Consider the following 21,929-nt stretch of genomic DNA (forward strand, 5'->3'; position numbering starts at 1 on the left):
ACTAAGTTTGTCTGGTCAGTTTTAAAGGAATGGCAAAGGAAATAAATTCTATTGGAGTTCTGACTTCCGGAGGCGATGCCCCGGGCATGAATGCCGCTATCCGTGCGGTAGTTAGAGCTGGTAATCATTACGGAAAGCGAGTTTTTGGGATTTACGAGGGATATCAAGGTTTGATTGAAAATCAAATTTTGGAATTGAATGCCCGCTCGGTGAAAGGAATCTTAAACCGCGGAGGCACTATTTTAAAGTCCTCTCGTTCCGAAGAATTCAAAACCAAAGAAGGTCGCAAACGTGCCTACGATAACCTACAGGCCCATGGTATTGACGCCCTGGTGCTTATTGGTGGTAACGGAACCTTTACCGGAGGCATGTACTTCAGTGAAGAGTTCGACTTCCCCTTAATGGGTTTACCGGGTACCATCGATAATGATTTGGCAGGCACCGATTTTACCATCGGCTTCGATACCGCCTGTAATGTAGTTATCGAATGTGTAGACCGTATTCGTGATACGGCCGAATCTCATAACCGTCTCTTTTTAGTGGAAGTAATGGGTCGCGATTCTGGCTTTATCGGCCTGCGAGCCGGTGTTGCCTCAGGAGCAGTAGACGTGATTTTCCCCGAAGAGGAGAATCCCATGATCGACCTATTCGCCGAATTAGAGCGAGGCGCTTCCAACAATAAAACCAACCGGATTATTCTGGTTTCGGAGGGCAATAAAATGGGGAGCATTCAAGAAATCGCTGCCGCAGTTAAGGATCGCTACCCGCAATGGGAATCTAAAATCACCATTCTGGGGCATTTACAAAGAGGGGGCTCCCCCACCTGTACCGATCGGGTTTTAGCCAGCCGCCTGGGTGTGGCCGCCATCGAAAGTTTATTGGATGGTCGCAGAGGCGAAGCCATCGGTATCGTAAACAATCAACTGGCCTATTTGCCTTTTGAAGAAGCCATTCGCAGCAAAGCAAAACTCGACATGGAGTTGAATCGCATTCTTAAAATATTAGCATCTTAAAAAAATCAAGCAATGAAAAAAATCGCCATTAATGGATTCGGTCGTATCGGCCGTTTGAGCTTCCGCAATCTTATCGCCAAAGACGATGTTGAAGTTGTTGCCATTAACGATCTTACGGATCCCGCAACCCTGGCGCATTTATTAAAGTACGACTCTATTCACGGTCGTTTTCCTCAGGCGGTAAGCCTGGAAGGTGACACCCTGGTGGTTGGTGATCACAGCATTAAGCTTTTTGCAGAGCGCGACCCGGCCAAATTACCTTGGGGCGATTTAGGTGTAGATCTGGTTTTAGAGTGTACCGGAATTTTCCGATCCGCCGAGCAAATGGAATTACACCGTCAGGCGGGCGCCAAAAAAGTATTATTGAGCGCTCCTGCTAAAGGAGGAGTGAAAACCGTGGTATTAGGTGTAAATGATGAGGACTTACAAGCTTCTGACGTGATTGCCAGTAATGCCTCTTGTACCACCAACTGCTTAGCCCCTATGGCTAAGGTTCTGCAGGAAAAGTTTGGCATTGTAAAAGGTTTTATGACCACTACCCATGCCTATACTGCTGACCAGCGTTTACAAGACGCCCCTCACAGCGATTTACGTCGAAGCCGTGCAGCTGCCTTAAGCATTATCCCTACTACAACTGGTGCCGCTAAGGCCGTAGGACTGGTGCTCCCCGAATTGAAAGGTAAGCTGGATGGTTTCGCATTGCGCGTGCCTACCCCAACCGGTTCGGTAACCGACTTAACCGTGGAGTTGGCTAAGGAAGCCAGCAAAGAAGAAATTAATGCGGCCATCAAAGAAGCAGCCGACAGCTATTTGAAAGGTATTCTCGAATACACCGAAGATCCAATCGTATCCGCTGATATCGTGGGCAGTAGCTATAGTTGTATTTTTGACGCCGATTTAACCAACGTAAACGGCAATATGGCCAAAGTTGTAGGTTGGTATGACAATGAAGCCGGATACTCTGCCCGACTTGCTGATATGGCCTTAAAAATGGCTTCTCTGTAAGATCAGATTAGCCTCAATCAAACACTGGTTCTATGATATACCTCGCAGAAAGCGGTAGCACCAAATGCGATGCCGTATTCCTGACTAACGAGGGGGAAGAAATTAAGCGTATCCGCACCATTGGTTTTAACCCCTATTTCCACGATGAACAATTCGTGGCGAAGGAAATCATTAAGGTACCTGAGATTGCCGAGCTCGGCAGCCAGGTGGATCAAGTTTATTTTTACGGAGCAGGTTGCTCCACTCCCGAATTAAATGCAATCATTGCCCGTGGGCTTAAAGCCGGATTTCCCAATGCGGAAATTCAGGTGGACCACGATTTGAGAGCCTCGGCTTATGCCACCTGGAATGGCCTCCCTCAAATTACCTGTATCCTAGGTACGGGCAGCAATGTAGTGTACTACGATGGTCAAAGATTACAACCCGGTCGATCTGGCTACGGCTTTATTATTGGTGATGAAGGATCTGCAAGTTATATCGGTAAACGACTAGTACGCGCCTATCTCTATCGTCAGATGAGTGATGCCCTTTGCCGCGAATTTGAAGAGACCTTTGGGGTGGATGAAGTTATTATTCGGGAGAAAGTATATGCTCCTCAGGGAGCCAATGTATTCCTCGGCAGCTTTGCCCCTTTTGCGCATAAACATCTCCAGCATCCCTTTTTCTACCAATTGGTATTCAACGGTTTCCGCGAGTTTATCGAAACCCAGGTATTGCCCTTTTCTCAATCCCAAAAAGTTCCCATTAGCTTTGTAGGGTCTATCGCCTATCATTTTGCTCCGGTTTTGAAGGATGTTCTCGATTTCTTTGATTTACAGGAAGGAAAGATCATTCGTCGCCCGGTAGATGGGCTGATCGACTATTACCGCCGCTATAAAATGAACTTACATAAGATTGACCATGGCAACCATTAAAGGCTTTATCTTCGATCTCGACGGAGTAATTGTAGATACGGCAAAATTTCACTTTAAGGCCTGGCACCGTCTGGCCCAGGATTTAGGTATCGATTTCTCGGAAGAGGAAAACGAACAACTCAAAGGCGTAAGTCGTCGTGAGTCCCTCCAAAAAATATTGGACTGGGGTCAAATTAAATTAAGCGAGTCGGAGTTCGAAAAGCGCATGGCGCAAAAGAACGATTGGTATCTTGACTTTGTACGCGAAATGGGACAGGAAGAAGCCCTGCCCGGAGCCAAGGAGTTTTTACGTGAATCGGCCCAATTGGATATAGCAATTGGACTGGGTTCGGCTAGTAAAAATGCCCGCCTTATTCTCGATCTGCTCGAAATTACCCCCCTCTTCCAAACCATTATTGACGGCACAGTTGTAAGCCAATCCAAACCCGATCCGGAGGTTTTCCTCAAAGGAGCCGAGGCCCTGCAAATGGAGCCCGAATCCTTAGTGGTTTTCGAAGATTCTCTGGCCGGAATTGAAGCCGCTCGGAGAGGTGGTTTTCGAACCGTAGGCATTGGCAGCAAAGCAATTCTTAAAGATGCCGAAATTGTGGTTTCCGGTCTGGATCAAATTAGTCCGGTGGAAGTGATTAACCAACTGAATTTCTAAAATACACATGCATAATAAGTACCTGGTAACCGACGAATGGAAGATCATCGAGGATCGATGGGATCCCAGCTTACACCAAGGTTCCGAGTCGCTGTTTAGTATTGGCAACGGCTTTATGGGCCAAAGAGCTAATTTCGAAGAAAGCTATAGCGGACAAAGTCTGCAGGGTAGCTACTTAGGCGGGGTTTACTATCCCGATAAAACGCGAGTAGGCTGGTGGAAAAACGGTTATCCGGAATACTTTGCCAAGGTGCTGAACTCCGTAAATTGGATTGGCATTCGCTTTCGCGTGGATGGGGTAGAACTGGATTTAGCCCAATTGAAAGTGCTGGATTTTAACCGCGAGCTCAATATGAAGGAGGGCTTGCTCCTACGTCGTTTCAAAGTGGAAATCCGCGATGGCCTTACATTCGAAGCCGAGGTTTGTCGCTTTATCAGCATGAAGCGCAAAGAAATTGGAGCCATCAGCTACCAGTTTAAAATTGAAGGCGGCGATGTACCGGTGGAAATTATCCCTTACCTAGATTTTGATGTAGAGAACCACGATTCGAATTACGACGAGAAATTCTGGGAAGGCCTCGAAGAAAATGTAGCTACCCAAAAAGCGGTGATTAAAGCCCGCACTAAGAAGCTCGATTTTCAGGTAGCCGCCGCCATGCGCTATGAGCTCTACCATAATGAAAGTGAGCCCTTACCGCTCTATCCCGAAGAAAGTACCCGCGACAAATACGCGGAAAACGCTTTTACCCTTCAGGCGAAAGCCAGCGAAAAATACAGCTTGTTCAAATACGCCGCCATCTGTTCCTCTTTCCACTACCCTAAAGATTCTTTGGTAGCTAGGGCAGATGAAATAGCTTCTCAAGCCCGTCGCGATGGCTTTAAAACCTTATTGGAAGAACAAAAAGCCGATTGGCTGCAGCGCTGGGAGCAAAGCGATATTAGCATTGAAGGCGATGCCGAAGCCCAACAGGGAATTCGCTTCAATATCTTCCACCTTACCCAAACTTATACTGGTGAAGATGCTCGATTGAACATCGGACCGAAAGGCTTTACCGGCGAAAAATACGGTGGCTCTACTTACTGGGATACCGAGGCCTACTGCCTGCCCTTCTATATGGCTTCGGCCGGAAAAGAGGTAGCGCGCAATCTTTTAGTATACCGTTACAATCATTTGGAAAAGGCCATCGAAAATGCCGCCAAGCTCGGCTTTACCAATGGTGCCGCTCTTTACCCCATGGTAACCATGAATGGGGAAGAATGCCATAATGAATGGGAAATCACCTTCGAGGAAATTCACCGTAATGGTGCCATTGCCTTTGGGATTTACAATTATGTGCGCTATTTCGACGATGAGGCCTACCTAGCAGAATATGGGCTGGAGGTACTGATGGCCATTGCTCGTTTCTGGGCCCAGCGCTTTAATTGGAGCGAAAGCAAGAAGCAATATGTAATGCTCGGGGTTACCGGTCCTAACGAGTACGAAAACAACGTAAACAATAACTGGTACACCAATTACTTAGCTAAATGGTGTATTGAATATGCGGCCGAAGTTTATGCCCGTGTAGCCGAAATAGACCCCGCCGCCATGCAAAGAATTGTGGCCAAAACCGGCTTTAATGCCGAAGGCGAACTGAAGCAATGGCAAGAGATTAGCAGCAATGTGTACTTCCCCATTAATGAGGAACTGGGGATTGTTTTGCAACAAGAAGGCTATCTGGACAAAGAACAACGCATGGCCGATGAATTGGAGCTGAGCGAACGTCCGATAAACCAACACTGGAGCTGGGATCGTATTCTGCGTTCATGCTTTATAAAGCAAGCTGATGTTTTACAAGGATTCTACTTCTTTGAAGATCATTTTAGCAAAGATGAATTAGAACGCAATTTCGATTTCTACGAACCACGTACCGTTCACGAAAGTTCGCTTTCGCCCTGTGTGCATGTGGTACAAGCGGCCTATTTAGGCAAAATGGACAAGGCTTACGAAATGTACCTACGTACCTCGCGCCTGGATCTTGATGATTACAATCGCGAAGTTCATGAAGGTCTGCACATCACTTCGATGGCAGGCACCTGGATGAGTGTGGTAGAAGGATTTGGTGGCATGCGAGTACGCAATGGTCAGTTGCATTTTAATCCTCGTTTACCCGAGCATTGGAAATCTCTGGCCTTTAAAATCAACTTCCGTAATGCGGTATTGAAGATTCGCCTCAACACCAAAGATCACGCTATCGAAAAGCTTAGTGGTGATTCGGTTGAAGTGGTAGTGCATGGCGAAACCATCAGCCTGTAAAATAACGCTGAAAAAGCTTGAAAACAGCCCTGAGATTTCAGGGCTGTTTTTGTTTTCTTTGGTATCCCAATGAACAAGTCTGCCCTCCAAAATCTGCTCGATACTTTAATGCTACCTATACCCGCTGGTAGCATTGTCCTGCGTGATGATCGTATCCAGAAAAAATGGGAGGTAGAAATCAATGCATTTCGCTTAGCTAAAACCGCTGTTAGTCAGGAGCTCTATCAGGCTATTCTGGGGGAAAACCCAGCACAATTTGTCGATCTCCAAAGGCCAGTAGAAAATGTAAGCTGGTGGGAGGCCATTCTATTCTGTAATGCGCTATCTACGCAAATGGAACTCTCCCCTTGCTATATCATAGACGAAAACAAAATGGTGACTTATCAGGCGAAAGCCAAAGGATACCGCTTAGCCTCGGAAGCCGAATGGCAATATGCCTGCCAGGCCGGAAGCACAGAATTACGCTATGGCCCCATCGATGATATCGCCTGGTATAAGGAAAATTCCCAAGGACAAAGTCAGCCGCTAGGCCTAAAAGAACCCAATGCCTGGGGCCTCTATGATATGCTTGGTAATGTTTGGGAATGGTGCAGCGATTTGTACGATGAGGAAGTGTATGGTAGCTATCGCATTATTAGAGGTGGCGGTTGGTGTGACCCGGAACGCGGGATTTTAGCTACGAATCGTAGGCGTAGCCATCCCCATAGTTTTAAGATTGACGATTTAGGCTTCCGCATTGCTCAAAGTCTTTAAAATCGCTTAGCATTCTAAATTAGCATCAAGGCTCGAAAAGAAGGCTTTTGCTTTGCCAGCATTGGAATTAATCCCCTTACCTTTCTGGAGTCTTATTTTATAAGTGTACATTTTACACAGTTGTTTATATTTGTTCTCAAGGACCTACTATGAGAAGATCGTTTATTCTAGTTTTTGCCCTGCTGATTGGCTTGTCCAGTCAGGCCCAGGTGGCATTAGGCGGGCTCTATACCCCCATCTATCTACAGCCAGATACGACTCGAATTATTCTTCGAGATTATTTGGCGGACCTAAAAGCCGAAAAAATTGTTTTACCCGAAGGTTTAGCGAATATCAGTACCGATGCTGATCAATTGCTCCTGGTGGGTAATCCGCATCAAAAAATCAGCACAGTTGAGATCAGTCACCGTAAGGGAACTGAGCATTTGGTTTTAATAAAATCCGCGGCCAAGGAAATCAGTTTTACCTACGATCGCAATGACATTGGTAAAGACAAGGAAGTGCACCTCATAGGCACTTTTAATAATTGGAACCGGGCTTCGGAGCCGATGGATTACCATCGTGGGGTTTATTCCAAAAGCTTGCAATTGGAACCCGGTCGCTATGAGTACAAGCTTTATATGGATGGCACCGAAGTTCTTGACCCCTTGGTAGAACAAACCGTAAGTAATGGCTTGGGGAGTTTCAATAATATCTTGATTGTAGAAGGAGACTCTATCCAGCCGGCTGAATTTCAAATCAAGGAAAACGGGGATGTTCTGGAAGTGCAGCACCAAAATCCTGCCGGTCATTTAGTAGCCCTTTGGAACAACCGTCGCTTGGAAGTGATTTGCAAGAAGAATTTACCTCCCACCTGCATAATTCGCATTCCTGAAGAAGCAAAAAGGCAAAAACGCTCTTACCTCCGCATCTATCATTTCCTGGGGGAGAACCGCGGCAAAGATCAATTGATTCCACTGGAATATGGTAAGGTGGTGCGATATGCCTCCCAGCTGGATCGCCACGATTGGCATAGCGCCAGCATGTACTTTATTATGGTAGACCGTTTTGCCAATGGCGACACAACCAACGATGAGCCAGTGCAAGACACCAGCATTCAGCCCCAAGCCAATTATTATGGTGGTGATCTTAGCGGTATCCAAAAGCAAATTGACGCTCAGTATTTCGATCGCTTAGGTATAAACAGTATTTGGATTTCACCCATCATGCAAAACCCTAGCGATGCTTGGGGTTATTGGAATAAGGGTAAGGTAAAGAGCAAGTTTTCCGGCTATCACGGCTATTGGCCGATCAGCAATATTCGCATTGATTATCGTTTTGGCAATGCTCAGGAATTCACCTCTCTCATTTCGGATGCGCATTCCCATAATTTCAATGTGATCCTGGATTACGTTGCCAATCATGTGCATATCAATCACCCCATTTATCAGCAGCATAAAGATTGGGCCACCCCGCTTTATCTGCCGGATGGCACCAAGAATACCGAAAAATGGGATGAGCAAAGGTTAACCACCTGGTTTGATGATCATCTGCCCACCTTAGACTTACGCCGCTATGAGGTAGTAGACCCCTTGGTAGATTCGGCCCTCTTTTGGTTAAAGAATTATGAATTAGACGGCTTCCGCCATGATGCGACCAAACACATCGACGAGCTATATTGGCGTACCCTCACCTATCGCATTCGCAAATTGCGCTCAGAACCTGTGTATCAAATTGGCGAAACCTATGGCAGTCCGGGATTGATAAACAGCTATATCTCTACCGGGATGTTGGATGCCCAGTTCGATTTTAATCTCTACGATGCCGCCGTAAATACCTTTGCCCTCAGTGAAAACCTGGCCAACTTAAAATCGGTACTCGAAGCCGGTTTAAGCACCTACGGCTACCATCATTTAATGGGGAATATTTCTGGAAATCAAGATCGGGCGCGCTTTATTTCCTATGCCAATGGCGATGTGCGTTTTGATGAAGATGCCAAGCTGGCTGGCTGGGATCGCGATATTCCGGAAGCCGGCCCTAAAGCCTACAAACGACTGGCCATGCTGCATGCCTTTAATTACAGCGTACCTGGTATTCCCTGTATTTATTATGGTGATGAAATTGGACTGCCCGGCGCCAATGATCCCGATAACCGTCGCATGATGGTTTTTGAGGATTGGAATAAAAATGAAAGTCTGCTATTTGCCCAGGTGGCAGAGCTGAACAAACTACGTAGCGAGGAAATGCCCTTGCTTTACGGTCAAACTACCTGCTATGTAGAAGGACCTTTACTAATTATCCGTCGCGATTATTTTGAGCAAAGCATCGCCTTCATATTTAACCTCTCTGAAGAACAACAAGCCTTGGAGCTCCCGTTTGAAATGGAGGTGAAACGCAGCTTAAATACCGTTCGAAACGGACTGGTAGAAGACAATTTAGAACGAGCCGGCTTGGCTCCAATCAAGGGATTATCCTATCAAATTTTAGCCAACTATTAAACCTACTATGAAGAAGATTACCAGCCTATTATTAGCCGCCATCTTTTTGGCTTCTTGTCAAAATACTCCGGCCCCTAGCGAGGAGAGTACTACTGCCAACACCGAAACCGCCAAAAGCGAAGGCAAGACGACCCCAGCCTGGGCTGAACATGCCAGCATTTACGAGGTAAACATCCGCCAGTATACTCCCGAGGGCACCCTTAATGCTTTTAGTGAGCATCTCGATCGCTTAAAAGAATTGGGGATTAAAGTGCTTTGGATTATGCCGGTGCAGCCCATCGGGAAAGAAAATCGCAAAGGTGGTTTAGGAAGCTACTATTCGATCTCAGATTATACCGCGGTAAATCCCAATTTCGGTACTCTAGAAGATTTCAAGGCTTTGGTAAATGAAGCGCATGCCCGGGATATGAAAGTTATTCTGGACTGGGTAGCGAATCATACCGCCTTCGATCATCCCTGGACGCAATCGCATCCCGAATGGTACACTCACGACTCTACCGGAGCCATTATTCCGCCCGTTGCCGATTGGAGTGATGTGGCCGATTTAAATTATGATGAAAAGGGCTTATGGACCGCCATGAAAGAATCCATGCAGTTTTGGGTAAAAGAAGCGGATGTAGATGGCTTCCGTTGCGACGTTGCCATGATGGTACCGATGGAATTTTGGAATGAGACTAGCCGGGCTTTGGATTCACTTAAGCCGGTATTTATGTTGGCTGAAGCCGAAGGGCCAGAGTTCCACAGCGCTTTCGACATGACCTATGGTTGGGAGATGCATCACATTATGAATGAGATTGCCAAAGGCGAAATGGACTTTAGCCATTTGAACAATTACCTCAGTAAAGAAGATAGCCTTTATGCTGCTGCAGACCTCCGTATGAATTTCGTGACCAATCACGATGAAAATAGCTGGAATGGTACTGCCTACGAGCGCATGGGTGCTAATGTGCATAATTACTTCGTGCTTTGTGCGGGTATGAAACGTTCCATGCCCTTAGTTTACAGCGGACAGGAAGCAGGCTTAAACAAGCGTTTGGCCTTCTTTGAAAAAGACACTATTAATTGGAGCGACGAAAGTCAGTATCCCTTCTACCAAAAAGTTTTGGCCTTAAAAGCCAGTCATCCTGCCTTAATCAATGGCGCGGAGCAAGGTGAGCTAGAGATCATTGAAACGGGTAATCCCAATGTATATGCCTATAGCCGAAGCAAAGGTGATGCGCAAGTTATCTTCTACATGAACTTTGGTGAAGAGGCGGCTGAAATCAAATTAGCTTCTGATGCCGGCAATTTGAAAAACTACATGAATGACGAAAGTGTGGATGCCTCAAAGGCGCATAGTCTGAACGGCCACGACTTCCTGATTCTTGTAAATAATTAAGCTCCCATCTCATGCGTGTAGCAAGTCAAAATACCTCGACTGGAGGAGCTGAAAAGCCCAAATTAGGCCTGGGGTCCATCATAAACCTCAGCATGGGTTTTATGGGAATCCAGATGGGCTTTGGTTTACAAAATGGTAATGCCAGTCGGATTCTGGCTAATTATGGTGCGGATGTTCACCATTTAAGTTGGTTTTGGATTGTAGCCCCCTTAACGGGATTAATTGTTCAGCCTATTATTGGGCATATGGGCGATAATACCTGGGGCAAATTAGGTCGACGTAAACCTTATTTCCTCATCGGGGCCCTACTTGCTTCACTAGGATTAATCTTTTTACCCAATTCGAATATCATTGCCGGCGAAGGCATGTCGGCCGTAGACTTTCTGGGTATCTCAGCCATCCTGTGGATTGGCATTGGCTTTTTGGCCTTAATGGATGTCTCCTTTAATATTTCCATGGAACCCTTTAGGGCCCTGGTTGGGGATATGCTCCCCAAAAGTCAGGGTACCCTGGGCTTTAGCGTACAAACGATATTGATTGGATTGGGTGCTATTTTAGGTTCCTTCTTACCCTATATCCTCAGCAATTGGTTTGGGATCTCCAACACGCCCGAGGGCGGAGATGTTGCGATGAACGTAGTTTGGTCCTTCTACATAGGAGCGATCATTTTAATGGGCACCATACTGTACACCATTATCACCACCAAGGAATATCCTCCTGAAGACTTTGCGCGCTTTCAAGGGATAGAGGATAGCGATGGTCTGGAGAAATCACCGATGAGTGATATTTTCAAAGATGCCTGGAAAATGCCCAAGCGCATGCGCAGACTGGGCTTGGTGCAATTCTTCTCCTGGTTTGCACTCTTCACCATGTGGGTATTTACTACTGTCGCCATCTCCCAAAACGCCTATGATGTAGAAGTAGATGAGGAGGCCTATCAATTAGCGCTTAACAAACTGGAATCTCTGCCTATTCCTGCCGATGAAAAGGAGGCCGAGGATCAAGCTAAATTGATTGAGAATTTTAAAAACATTGAAGCACAAGAGGGTAATTACTTTGTGAATTCTAGTCAGGCGGGGCTTTTCGCCAATGGTTTTTTTGCTTCCGATCAAGAACTTGAGGAAAGTGTTGCAGAAGCACTAAACAGCAAACCCGGCAAATTTGCCAGTCAAATTGAAGAGAGTACTCCATCCGAACTAATGCGTGATTCGGATATTCTCAGCTATTTATTGGACGAAAATGAATTCAGCTTTAATCAAGATTTAAAAACCAGCCTTGTTTATAAGCGAGTTAAGGTGCAACATGAATTGGGGGGTGACTGGACCGGAGTTCTTTTTGGAACTTACAATGCCATCGCAACCCTCTTTGCCTTTTTAATCACCTTTATCGCTATTCGAACCAGTCGAAAATTTGTGCATATCATATCCTTATTGGCCGGTGGTTTGGGCTTGATTTCCATGCTCTTTATTCACGATCCCACTTATTTACTGCTCCCCATGATCGGAATTGGATTTGCCTGGGCCAGTATTTTAACCATGCCTTATGCCCTGCTCATCGACAGTTTACCTCCCGCCAAAATGGGAGTATATATGGGCATATTCAACTTCTTTATTGTGATTCCTCAGATTGTAAATGCCTTGGTTGGCGGGCCTATTGTACACGCCTTCTTCAACAATTACGCGATTTACTATCTGGCCTTTGGTGGAGTACTATTTGTAATTGCAGCTCTGCTTACTCTGCGCATAAAGGAGCCCTTATTCGGAGAAGCGGAAATCATTAAACTCAGGGAAGAAGACGCCCTAAAGAAAAGTACCAACTAAACAGGAGTTGTCGCATTGGTACAGAGAAGCGAAGGAATTCCCTTCTCTGTGCTTTTGCGATTTTTTAAGGCTTACGACTGAAAATCCGGATTGACATTGCCGGCATTTCTAAGCTATCAATCGGGGCTATTTCCCCACTTAATACATCCTTGGCTTCACCCACTACCGGCCACACCTCTCGAAATCGATTGAGGTCTACCGATCTGCTATCTTTAGCATTACTGTTTACCACCACCATTACAGTTTCACCTTCCACCATTCGGAAGTAAACATAAACGTCGTTCTCAGGCACAAAATGCAGGAAGGAACCCTGGGTAATTGCTGAGCTCTGCGCCCGCCATTTTAGTAATTGTCGCAAATATTGATTGAAATCGGCTTCTCTGCCTTGCAGGTTTTGAGCTTCGAATTTATTAATGGCATCACCGGCAAAACCACCGGGAAAATCTTCGCGAATCACTCCGTGATTTTTGGTTTCCTTCATCAAGATTTCGGTGCCGTAATAAGTACAAGGAATTCCACGCATGGTGTATAAAATCCCCAGGGCTACTTTCATCTTGGCCGTATCTTCATGCAGCTCGCCAAAGATGCGCGGCTCATCATGATTATCCATAAAGGTGATCAAGTTCGAAGGATTCTTGTACATATGATCAGCGGCCAAGCGATAATACAGCTTGGCAATACCACCAGTCCAACTTTGATGATTATCAACACTTTCCTTTAAGGCATAGCGAAATTGAAAATCAGTAACTGCATCTAATTGCGAATTGTATTTGTTGAAAGGATTACCACCTGCGAAGTAGGATTGCACTTCCGGGAAATGCACCCAAATTTCGCCGAAGATGAAAAAGCTAGGACGCTCTAACTTAATTCTTCGAGCCAGCTCCGCCATAAAATCCTGATCGGGATAGGCATAGGTATCAATACGGAATGCATCCAAACCATATTCTAATATCCACCAGAGGGAATTCTGAATAAGGTAATTGGCAAACTCGGGCTGCTGCTGATTTATATCCGGCATATGATCGTCAAACCAACCTTCGCCAAATTTCTTGAGATCGGCCTTAGATACGTGGGGATCCATCCGGTTAACGGCCCGGAAATTACTGCGCGTCTTGCGCATATCGTAATGGAAGAAAGCCGAATCCGGGGGATCGAGATTTAAGAAATGCTGCGAACCACTGTGATTGTACACCACATCTAAAATCACCTTCATACCCCGTTTATGGGATTCATCTACATAGGCACGAAAGGTCTGGGCATCCCCTAAACGAGGGTCCACCTCATAATGGTCGGTAATAGCATAACCGTGATAGCTCTCCTTGAACTCATCATTGGTCATAACCGGCGAGGTCCAGGTGGCCGTAAAACCCAAATCCTGAATGTAATCCAGATGATCAATCACTCCTTGTAAATCACCTCCATGGCGACCAAATTCGTGTTCCCGACCGTACTTCTTTTCATTCATGTCCTTGGGATGGTCATTACCCGGATCTCCATTAGCGAAACGATCGGCGGTAATCAGATAAATGGCATCCGCAGGATTTAAGGGCTGGGGCTGATGACTTGAGGCCTCCTTAATTTGATATTGGTACTTCTTGCCATTGATTCGGATATCGAAGGCATTGCCTTGAAAAGTAGCTAAATCCAAATCGATAAACAGGTAATGGGCGCTTCCAACCGCTCCCTCCAATTGATGCCAGGTCGCCTGCAGGCCTGATGGGAGCTCAACTTTAGGCGAATCTCCAAAACCCTTGGGATTGTAAACCATGATTTCGAGCTGCGTTTCTTGCAATCCACTAAACCAATGCGGAGGGTAAAAGTGGCTTTGCCCGAAGAGGCTAAATGACAAAATTGTCGATAAGAAAATCCAAAAACTATGATTTTGAGCAGTTTTCATGCAGAAAAGTGATTTTAACTTGCCCACAATATTAGCGCAAACAAGATATTTTTTCGTTTATTTGTCTAATAAATGTAATTCTTACACTTACTAAATCGGAACTTTAAATTAATTGTTATGAAGAAAATTTACACGCTAGCGTTGGCCATGATGATGGCAGGTGCAGCCTGGGCCCAGCGAAGTGTTACTTTTCAAGTAGACATGTCTGGGCAAACTGTGAGCGCCAATGGTGTTCATATTGCCGGTGATTTTCAAATGGCTGCCGGTGCTGCCGGTAACTGGGATCCCGCAGCAACCGCTCTTTCACAGGTTGGTGCTACTAACATTTACGCAGTAACTGTGAACATTCCTGACGGATTATACCAATACAAATTCATTAACGGAAATGCCTGGGGTGATGACGAGGCCGTTCCTGCAGCCGCTCAAGTAAGTGCCGGTTTAGGATTTGATGGTGGTAACAGCAATCGTTGGGTACAAGTTGCAGAAGACGACACCTTAGCAGCTGTGATGTTTGCTGGTGCTGCTCCTTCTGGTATGTCGGCCGTATCTATGGTATTAGATATGGGCTTAGAAGCCAGCATTTCTGATACGGTAAGTGTGGCCGGAGATTTCCAAGGCTGGAGCCCTGGTGTTACCGTATTGCATGATATCCTTAACGATTCTATGTATCGTTATATCTCTTACATCCCTACAACAGACACCATGAACTTTAAGTTCTTAAATGGTGCTGCTTGGGGAACTGACGAAAGTGTTCCTTCTGCATGTGCGGTGAATAACAACCGTCAGTTGATTATTGCAAATGACACCGTATTCGGTCCGCTTTGCTATGCTCAATGTGGCCCTTGCTTTATTCCTGACACTTTCGATTTAACCCTTCAAGTGGATATGAGTGGTGCGCTTTGTGATTTCGATCCTGCTACCGACTCTGTAGATATCGCTGGCCCATTCAATGGCTGGAGCGGTGGTGATTTCATGGAAGATCCAGATAATGATTTGGTTTACGAAATCACTGTTCGCGCTGTAGCACCTGAATTCCAATACAAAGCCCGTATCATTAGCGGTGGTAACGCCAGCTGGGAGCCCGGTAACAATAATGTGATCAACTTCAATAGCGACACAACCATTGCCCCTCGTTGTTTCGGTCAGGCTAGCGGAGCTTGTTCTCCACTTCCTCCTCCCGCCGATGTAACCTTCCAGGTAGATATGACCAATGGTCCATCCAGCTTTGTTAAGGTATTCTTGATTGGTAACTTCACCAATCCTCAGTGGCAAGGTGGTGCTATCGAGCTTACCGCTTCTACTACCCAGCCTGGAGTATTCGAAACTACCGTTACTCAATTATGCCCCGGTCGTATCGCCTTCAAATACATGATTGAAGACGGTAGCGGCAATCAACAAGAGGAAAGCTTCGTCAATGCAAGCGACACTACTTGTTTAGAGCCAAGTGGTACTGGCGACTTTAACCGCTTCTTAGTTCGTACCAACAGCAATGCCATTGTAAACAGTGCTCCTTGGGAAGACTGTGCTACAGTAAGCATCCGCGAGAACGAAGTAGAGAGCCTTAAAGTTTATCCTAACCCATTCTCCGGAAGCACTACCATCGAACTACCAGCCGGTAACTTCGAAGTTAAAGTGTACAACTTAACCGGAAGCCTTGTAGAGCACATGAGCAATGTAGAAGGCAAAGTTGAGTGGAATGCCGCTCAATTGAAGGCCGGAGTTTACATCGTAAATGTGAGCAATGATGAAGGATTTACTGCTACTCAAAAAGTAGTATTGAAATAATCCAAGCAAAAGCTTAATTAAGACCCTCTCTGAATAAAAGCAGAGAGGGTTTTTTTATGCCCTGAACTTTGGGGAATTTCTAACTTGCCGCCAAATTTCAAGCTATGTCCGACTCCCAAACCTGTCCCGAATGTAATTCTCCCTATGGCTATTCCACCGGAGATGTCCTTTTTGCCTGTCCTGAATGTGGACATGAATGGGACCCCGAAGCCTTAGCGCGTGAGAATGAACTTACCGTTATCGACTCCAATGGTCAGCCATTACAGGATGGTGATGATGTAGTGGTAATCAAAAACCTGCCGGTAAAAGGATCCCCCAAACCCATTAAAGCGGGTACCAAAGTGAAAAACATTCGTCTGGTAGAAGGCGACCATAATATCGATTGCAAAATCACCGGTTTTGGAGCTATGGCCCTGAAGTCTGAATTTGTGAAAAAGGCCTAAAGCATGTCCGACGATTACATTGATATTAACCGCCAGGCCTGGAATCGAAAACTGGAAAGTCACCTGGAGTCTGAATTCTATAATCTTAAAGACTTTATGGCCGGTGCTAGTTCCTTAAATGCTATCGAGCTAGACCTTTTCGGTGATATTAATGCTAAGAGTCTGCTTCACTTGCAGTGCCATTTTGGACAAGATACCCTTAGTTTGGCTCGTATGGGCGCTAAAACTACCGGGGTAGATCTTTCGGATGCTGCCATTGCTGCCGCGCAAAACTTAAATGAAGAACTGGGTCTAAACAGCCAATTTATTGCCTGCGACCTGTACAGCCTGGAGGAACATTTAGATGAACAATTCGATCGTGTTTTTTCTTCTTATGGCACCATTGGCTGGTTACCTGATTTAGATCGTTGGGCCCAATTAATAGCCCGCTACCTTAAACCCGGAGGGGAATTCATTTTTGCAGAATTCCATCCCGTGCTATGGATGTACGACAGTCAGTTTCAGAAAATTGAATATTCCTATTTCAATCGGGAACGCATTGAAGAAATAGAAAGCGGCACCTATGCCAATAAGGAAGCCAATATCGAGTACAAAACCATTAGCTGGAACCACGACTTAGCTGAGGTAATCAGTGCCTTACTAAAAGCCGGATTGAAACTGGAGCTCTTCCAGGAGTTCGATTATTCGCCTTATGCCTGCTTTGCCAATTTGGTGGAAGTAGAAAAAGGGAAGTTCCAAATAAAAGGCCTGGAAGGAAAGATGCCCATGGTTTACGCACTTAAAATGAGCAAGGCTTAAAATAAAAGCGGCGCTCTTCGATCGAAGAACACCGCTTTTGGGAACAACCAATCTAAAGAATAGATTAATCAGGGTTTATTTGTTTGAGCGGGCGATATTGAATCCTAACATGATTCCCACTACATGGGAGTCGAAGGTAGGCACCTGCGAATAGTAAATATTAACGGGGAAGTTGATATGACCAGAGCGGAAGGTTTTACCTACTGCCACAATTAATCCGGTGGTTAAATCCAGATCACCGCGACGATCGATATTAAGTTCTCTTTCGAAATCAGTACCAACAGGCACTTCACCAATATTCCATTTTCCTTCATAATCGTAATAGCCATAAGCGGTACGACTAAAACGGAAAACCGGACCAAAGCCTATTTCAAAGCCCCTATAACGGAAGCCATTTAAGAGGGTTAAACTGGGACTGGCATACTTGGTTTCGATGGCATTAATCGATCCAATGATTTCGAGCAGAGCTTGAAAGTGTCCGGAGCTTACATACTGTACCTCATGTTGGTAAGCGAAAACGGTGGAGTAGTTTACAGAGGAGTAACCCCCTTCTGATTCTGGGTCCATCAAACGTTGCCCTACTTTACCACCAATCACCTGCATACCAAATCGTGGACCATTAAGTCTAAGAGTTTGCCCATCGGTAATCACCGGTTTCTCCACATTGGTAAGTTTGGCTTTTAATTCCGGGTCCCCAGGCAGATCCAGAAGACTGGCGATAGACACCTTGGCCATCATTTGGAGGTAATCTTCGTCGTACACGTATTCATTGACATCCGAGCGAGAGATCCGCTCCTTCTGTACATCGATCATCCTTAAAATGAAAATGATCTTGGAGCCGTAGCGTTGAACGGAACCGCTCAACATAAAATCAGCCCCAATCTGTTTTCCAATATCAATCAGGGCCGATTTACCAAAAGCCTCATTGGGGTTTATTTTGTTTTCTTTCATTTTGGCTTCTACATCGTACTTATCCAGTACTTCAAATTTTTGGGCCTTTTCAAGCTCAAATCGAATCAAGTTTGCCATTGCAATATTGTCAAGAGCAATACCACTGGCATCTACACTAATTATAGCTACACTTCTGTAATTTTCTGTGTTGGGTTGTGCTTGGAGGCTTGCGCCGAATAGTCCGAAAATTGTGATCAGACCTAAAACCATCTTTTTCATAATCGAATTGTTTTATTGATTACAAGATCAAAGCTATGCACGCATAACTTTTAGATAAAACGGTGAAACGCTGCTTTAACTAAGTAATCTGGCACTTTTCGCAAGCCTTGCATGAGAAACCAAATATTTTCGTTAACATCTTGCGGCAAATCGTAATGAGGCACTAGTCACTTGCAAAAAGTGCAAATAGTTGCATACAATATTGCGATATATGCGTATTTTAGAACTATGACAAAAACTCAAACCTTACAGATGCTCTTTGTTGACCGCTTGCAGGAGCTGATTCCTCCCGGTCAATCTCTGGCTCCAGTGCTTTCCGAAGCCTTAGACATCAGTATGGATTCTGCCTATCGTCGTATCAATGGAAAAACCACCTTTAGCTTAGAAGAAGCCCTGATTCTGGCCCGTCAGTATAACCTGAGCCTCGATGGCCTTACCGACCCCACCCAGCAGAATGCCCATTTCAGCTTTCAGGATTTACAGCCCAGCTTTAGCAGCTTTTCCGAGTACCTGGATCTGCTCCTTAATAATCTGAATCGTTTAGCAGCGGCTCCCGATGCCCGACTTTACTATTCCTGTTTAGACATTCCCATCTTTTTCAATTTGGGTTCTCCACAAATTGCGGCCTTTAAAATGTTCTATTGGATGCATTCCATTTTAGAGGTGGAAGAGCTGCAAACCAAAATCTTCGAACCAGAACTCATTCCCGACTACTTTATAGAAAAAGGAAAACTCATTTACGATACCTATTGTAAAATTCCATCCATAGAATTGTGGACCACCAATACCCTAAACAGTACCCTACGGCAAATTGAGTATTACAATAATGCCGGGCATATCCGCTCACCCGAAGTAAACGAAGCCCTCTTTGCGGATTTGCAAATTATGTTGGACCGTCTCAACACCATGGCCGAAAAAGGAACCAAGGTGATTGATCGCGTACCCACAGATAAGGAAAGAGACAATTACAAGCTCTACGAAAGTGATATCGAATTAACTGGTAATGGTGCCTTAGCAATGGTAGGTGAGCATCGTCTCAGCTTTATCGGTCACCTTACTTTTCACACCCTAACCTCCGATCACCCGGCCCTGAATCAAAAAACCCTGCTTTGGTATGAGCGTTTAGTGCGTAAAGCCAACCTCATTAGTAGTGTTTCGGCTAAATATCGTTATCAGTTTATCAGTCACCTTCAGGCCGACCTGGAAGCTACCAAAGCACGCATACTCGGATAATGGAACGTTTGCCTCGTCTTATTGCCTTGCTCACTATGCTGCAAAGTCGAAAAGTGCTTACTGCCGCACAAATGGCCGAGCGCTTTGATGTAAGTGTACGTACCATTTACCGTGACCTCCGCGTGCTGGAAGAGGCGGGCATCCCTATTGGGGCCGAAGCCGGCGAAGGCTATTTCCTGGCCGATGGTTATCGCCTGCCCCCCTTACAAGTGAGTGAAATGGAGGCCTTCGCTATTTTAATTGCCAATACGCTTTTGCAAAGGCATGGCGACCAAAGCGTAAAAGAAGCCTTTCATAGTCTAAGCGATAAAGTGAGTAATCTACTGCCCTCCGATCAAAAAGAAAGGCTGGGTCAACTGGATTTAAAAATGGGCACTTCCCTGCCCTCCCGCAATAAGAAAGAAGCCCAATTACTGAAAATTCAAAAAGCCATCGTAGAATATCAAGTACTGCATTTAAAGTACCTCGACTCCGCAGGTAAATGGAGCGAGCGCGATGTAGAACCCCTGGGCCTCTATTTTACGGTAGAAAGCTGGGTCATGGTAGCCCATTGTCGTTTACGTAAAGAAGAGCGCGAATTTCGAGTGGATCGAATCCAGGAAATCCAAGCTAAAGAAGAGTCTTTCAGTTTACGACCCTTCGCCCTGCAACGCTATTTTCAAAAAAAGCAGGAATCCCATTAATTGCTACTGACATACAGCTGTCATGGTCGCCCTCGAATTTTGTTGACCTAAAAACACAGATCATATGTCAACAAAAAAACTTTGTTTAGAATTGGTAAGTTGTCGCTTTCGCGATGAAGTAAAAGCCGACCAAGCGCAACAAGCCTTAGCCCAATTAAATGATTTTCTGAAGGAGCAAAAAGGCTATCGCAATCGCACTTACACCGAAATGGAACATCCGGTATACCTCGACCTGGTTTGGTGGGATAGCCTTGATGATGCTAAAGAAGCTTCGGAACAAGCCATGCAATCGGAGCTTTGTAAGGGGGCTTTCGCCTTGATGGACCTCCCCAATGTTGCCATGGAACACTACGAACTGGTATCCGATACCCACTAATTTCCAATTTTAAGATTTTGCTAAGTACCTGTCCTTGATTGGTTTTCCATCTTTGGTGAAATTTAATCCATGCGACAGGTACTATTCTATTTCCTCCTCAGCCCAATTTTCCTTTCGGCCCAAAGTCTAACTGAAGCCGAAGCCCAAATTTCCTTTGCAAAGGAAAGTCGCAGCCACGACTACTATGTAAAGCAAGCCGCTCTTTGGTGGCAAGAAATCGAAAAAAGCCCCTATGATGAAATGGCCTGGTGGAATTACTACCGTGCTTGTCGCAATGCCGAGGGCAGCGCAGGATGGAACCCCGACTTCGTAAATCATGGTCCGCATTTAAGAGTAGGCAGCGATATTGTAGACCTTATGGAGGATGCCATTCCTGGCACCTTCATTTACCACTATGTTAAAGGCTCTACCGGAGGCGTCGATCCTCAGGCGGGAGAGCACCTGCTTAAAGCCTATGAGATGAATCCCGATTTCCCCGGATTACTAGCTCCATTGGTTACCTATAGCATCAGCACCCACAATGAAACTTTGCGAAAGGAAGCCAATATGCGTTGGTATCGCAGTGGGGACTATTCGGTAGCCTGGCTCGACTTTGCTTACAACCTATTACAGTCTGTAGAGCCCAATGGAATCCTTTTAACTCAAGGCGATAATGACAGCTACCCCCTTTGGATGCTGCAAGATGCTTTGGGTATCCGCACCGATGTGCAAGTCATTAATATCGACTTTCTACTTTTTGCTGAGTTCCAGGAACCCACCTTCGCCAAATTGGGTTTAAAGCCTTTCAAATTTGAGAAGATTGAAATTGGCGAATTCGCCAAAAACTGGCAAAATGTAAGCAGCTATTTCCTGGATCAATATTCGGGAGAGCGACCGCTTCACATCTCTTTTACCGTGAACAAAGCCAATTACCAGGATTTCAAAGATCAGCTCTATGTGCGAGGTTTCACTTATCGAATTTCTAAAGAGGGGGAGGCTAAAAACCGCAATTTGAAACTGTTTAGAGAAGTCTTTCGCTGGGATAGCGTCTTTCAAGAAATGGAGCTTAATCCATCCGCCGCAAGGCTCAAAGAAATGCAGCGGCATTATGCCTTGTTCCTGGAAAGTTTAAAGTCGTTCAGTTCAGAATTAGCGCCTTGGGAGATGCAGAAAATAGAGGCCCTCGAAAAAATCACAAGAAAATAAACAAAGATGCTTGCGGCACTTTAGAGCTTAACTTAACTTGTAGGGGTTCAAGCTTTTCAA

General features: G+C 45.4%; 18 protein-coding genes. 16 read left to right on the forward strand and 2 right to left on the reverse strand.

Annotated elements, in window-relative coordinates; genetic code table 11:
- Positions 1-29 precede the first annotated feature (29 nt).
- From pfkA to ACO05P_RS11315, 9 genes are all read left to right on the forward strand, one after another.
- A complete protein-coding gene (gene pfkA / locus ACO05P_RS11275; protein WP_421750943.1) occupies positions 30-1,013 on the forward strand; it encodes a 6-phosphofructokinase in 984 nt (327 codons plus the stop codon).
- Between the two features lie 12 nt (positions 1,014-1,025).
- Positions 1,026-2,018 carry a type I glyceraldehyde-3-phosphate dehydrogenase gene (gene gap, locus ACO05P_RS11280; protein ID WP_421750945.1) on the forward strand — a complete coding sequence of 331 codons (993 nt, stop codon included), beginning with the start codon at positions 1,026-1,028 and terminating at the stop codon, positions 2,016-2,018.
- 32 nt (positions 2,019-2,050) lie between these two features.
- Positions 2,051-2,932 (forward strand): N-acetylglucosamine kinase, encoded by an 882-nt coding sequence (locus tag ACO05P_RS11285; protein ID WP_421750947.1) that lies wholly within the window; start codon positions 2,051-2,053, stop codon positions 2,930-2,932.
- The gene (pgmB, locus tag ACO05P_RS11290) at positions 2,919-3,578 is read left to right on the forward strand and encodes a beta-phosphoglucomutase (RefSeq protein ID WP_421750949.1); all 660 of its coding nucleotides are present in this window, start codon (positions 2,919-2,921) and stop codon (positions 3,576-3,578) included. Before ACO05P_RS11285 ends, pgmB begins: the two co-directional genes overlap by 14 nt.
- Positions 3,579-3,585: 7 nt before the next feature.
- Positions 3,586-5,871 carry a family 65 glycosyl hydrolase domain-containing protein gene (locus tag ACO05P_RS11295; protein ID WP_421750951.1) on the forward strand — a complete coding sequence of 762 codons (2,286 nt, stop codon included), beginning with the start codon at positions 3,586-3,588 and terminating at the stop codon, positions 5,869-5,871.
- 69 nt (positions 5,872-5,940) lie between these two features.
- Complete coding sequence (locus ACO05P_RS11300) at positions 5,941-6,624, forward strand: formylglycine-generating enzyme family protein (protein WP_421750953.1); 684 nt, start codon at positions 5,941-5,943, stop codon at positions 6,622-6,624.
- 149 nt (positions 6,625-6,773) lie between these two features.
- A complete protein-coding gene (locus ACO05P_RS11305) occupies positions 6,774-9,101 on the forward strand; it encodes an alpha-amylase family glycosyl hydrolase (protein WP_421750955.1) in 2,328 nt (775 codons plus the stop codon).
- 7 nt (positions 9,102-9,108) lie between these two features.
- Positions 9,109-10,479 carry an alpha-amylase family glycosyl hydrolase gene (locus tag ACO05P_RS11310; RefSeq protein WP_421750957.1) on the forward strand — a complete coding sequence of 457 codons (1,371 nt, stop codon included), beginning with the start codon at positions 9,109-9,111 and terminating at the stop codon, positions 10,477-10,479.
- A gap of 11 nt (positions 10,480-10,490) precedes the next feature.
- The gene (locus ACO05P_RS11315; protein ID WP_421750959.1) at positions 10,491-12,299 is read left to right on the forward strand and encodes an MFS transporter; all 1,809 of its coding nucleotides are present in this window, start codon (positions 10,491-10,493) and stop codon (positions 12,297-12,299) included.
- Between the two features lie 64 nt (positions 12,300-12,363).
- On the opposite strand, the gene ACO05P_RS11320 is transcribed toward ACO05P_RS11315, so the two are convergent.
- A complete protein-coding gene (locus ACO05P_RS11320; RefSeq protein WP_421750961.1) occupies positions 12,364-14,196 on the reverse strand; it encodes an alpha-amylase family glycosyl hydrolase in 1,833 nt (610 codons plus the stop codon).
- Between the two features lie 117 nt (positions 14,197-14,313).
- Between ACO05P_RS11320 and ACO05P_RS11325 the strand changes: the two genes are divergently transcribed.
- The 3 genes from ACO05P_RS11325 (at position 14,314) to ACO05P_RS11335 (ending at position 17,222) form a co-directional block, all read left to right on the forward strand.
- Positions 14,314-15,981 carry a T9SS type A sorting domain-containing protein gene (locus tag ACO05P_RS11325; protein ID WP_421750963.1) on the forward strand — a complete coding sequence of 556 codons (1,668 nt, stop codon included), beginning with the start codon at positions 14,314-14,316 and terminating at the stop codon, positions 15,979-15,981.
- A gap of 104 nt (positions 15,982-16,085) precedes the next feature.
- On the forward strand, positions 16,086-16,424 hold the full coding sequence (locus tag ACO05P_RS11330; RefSeq protein WP_421750965.1) for a zinc ribbon domain-containing protein YjdM: 339 nt from the start codon (positions 16,086-16,088) through the stop codon (positions 16,422-16,424).
- A gap of 3 nt (positions 16,425-16,427) precedes the next feature.
- Complete coding sequence (locus ACO05P_RS11335; protein WP_421750967.1) at positions 16,428-17,222, forward strand: class I SAM-dependent methyltransferase; 795 nt, start codon at positions 16,428-16,430, stop codon at positions 17,220-17,222.
- Positions 17,223-17,297: 75 nt separating this feature from the next.
- Here ACO05P_RS11335 and ACO05P_RS11340 read toward each other — a convergent pair whose 3' ends face one another.
- The gene (locus ACO05P_RS11340; protein WP_421750969.1) at positions 17,298-18,392 is read right to left on the reverse strand and encodes a hypothetical protein; all 1,095 of its coding nucleotides are present in this window, start codon (positions 18,390-18,392) and stop codon (positions 17,298-17,300) included.
- A gap of 228 nt (positions 18,393-18,620) precedes the next feature.
- Here ACO05P_RS11340 and ACO05P_RS11345 point away from each other — a divergent pair, with 228 nt between their 5' ends.
- From ACO05P_RS11345 to ACO05P_RS11360, 4 genes are all read left to right on the forward strand, one after another.
- A complete protein-coding gene (locus ACO05P_RS11345) occupies positions 18,621-19,625 on the forward strand; it encodes a helix-turn-helix domain-containing protein (protein WP_421750971.1) in 1,005 nt (334 codons plus the stop codon).
- Positions 19,625-20,308, forward strand: coding sequence for a helix-turn-helix transcriptional regulator (locus ACO05P_RS11350; protein ID WP_421750973.1), 684 nt, complete (start codon positions 19,625-19,627; stop codon positions 20,306-20,308). The genes ACO05P_RS11345 and ACO05P_RS11350 overlap by 1 nt, the downstream gene beginning before the upstream one ends.
- Positions 20,309-20,372: 64 nt before the next feature.
- Positions 20,373-20,684, forward strand: coding sequence for a hypothetical protein (locus ACO05P_RS11355; protein WP_421750975.1), 312 nt, complete (start codon positions 20,373-20,375; stop codon positions 20,682-20,684).
- 69 nt (positions 20,685-20,753) lie between these two features.
- Positions 20,754-21,869 carry a hypothetical protein gene (locus ACO05P_RS11360; RefSeq protein ID WP_421750976.1) on the forward strand — a complete coding sequence of 372 codons (1,116 nt, stop codon included), beginning with the start codon at positions 20,754-20,756 and terminating at the stop codon, positions 21,867-21,869.
- The last annotated feature ends 60 nt before the right edge of the window (positions 21,870-21,929 follow it).

Origin of the sequence: Croceimicrobium sp., assembly GCF_965228705.1 — a bacterium.
Classification (GTDB): domain Bacteria; phylum Bacteroidota; class Bacteroidia; order Flavobacteriales; family Schleiferiaceae; genus Croceimicrobium.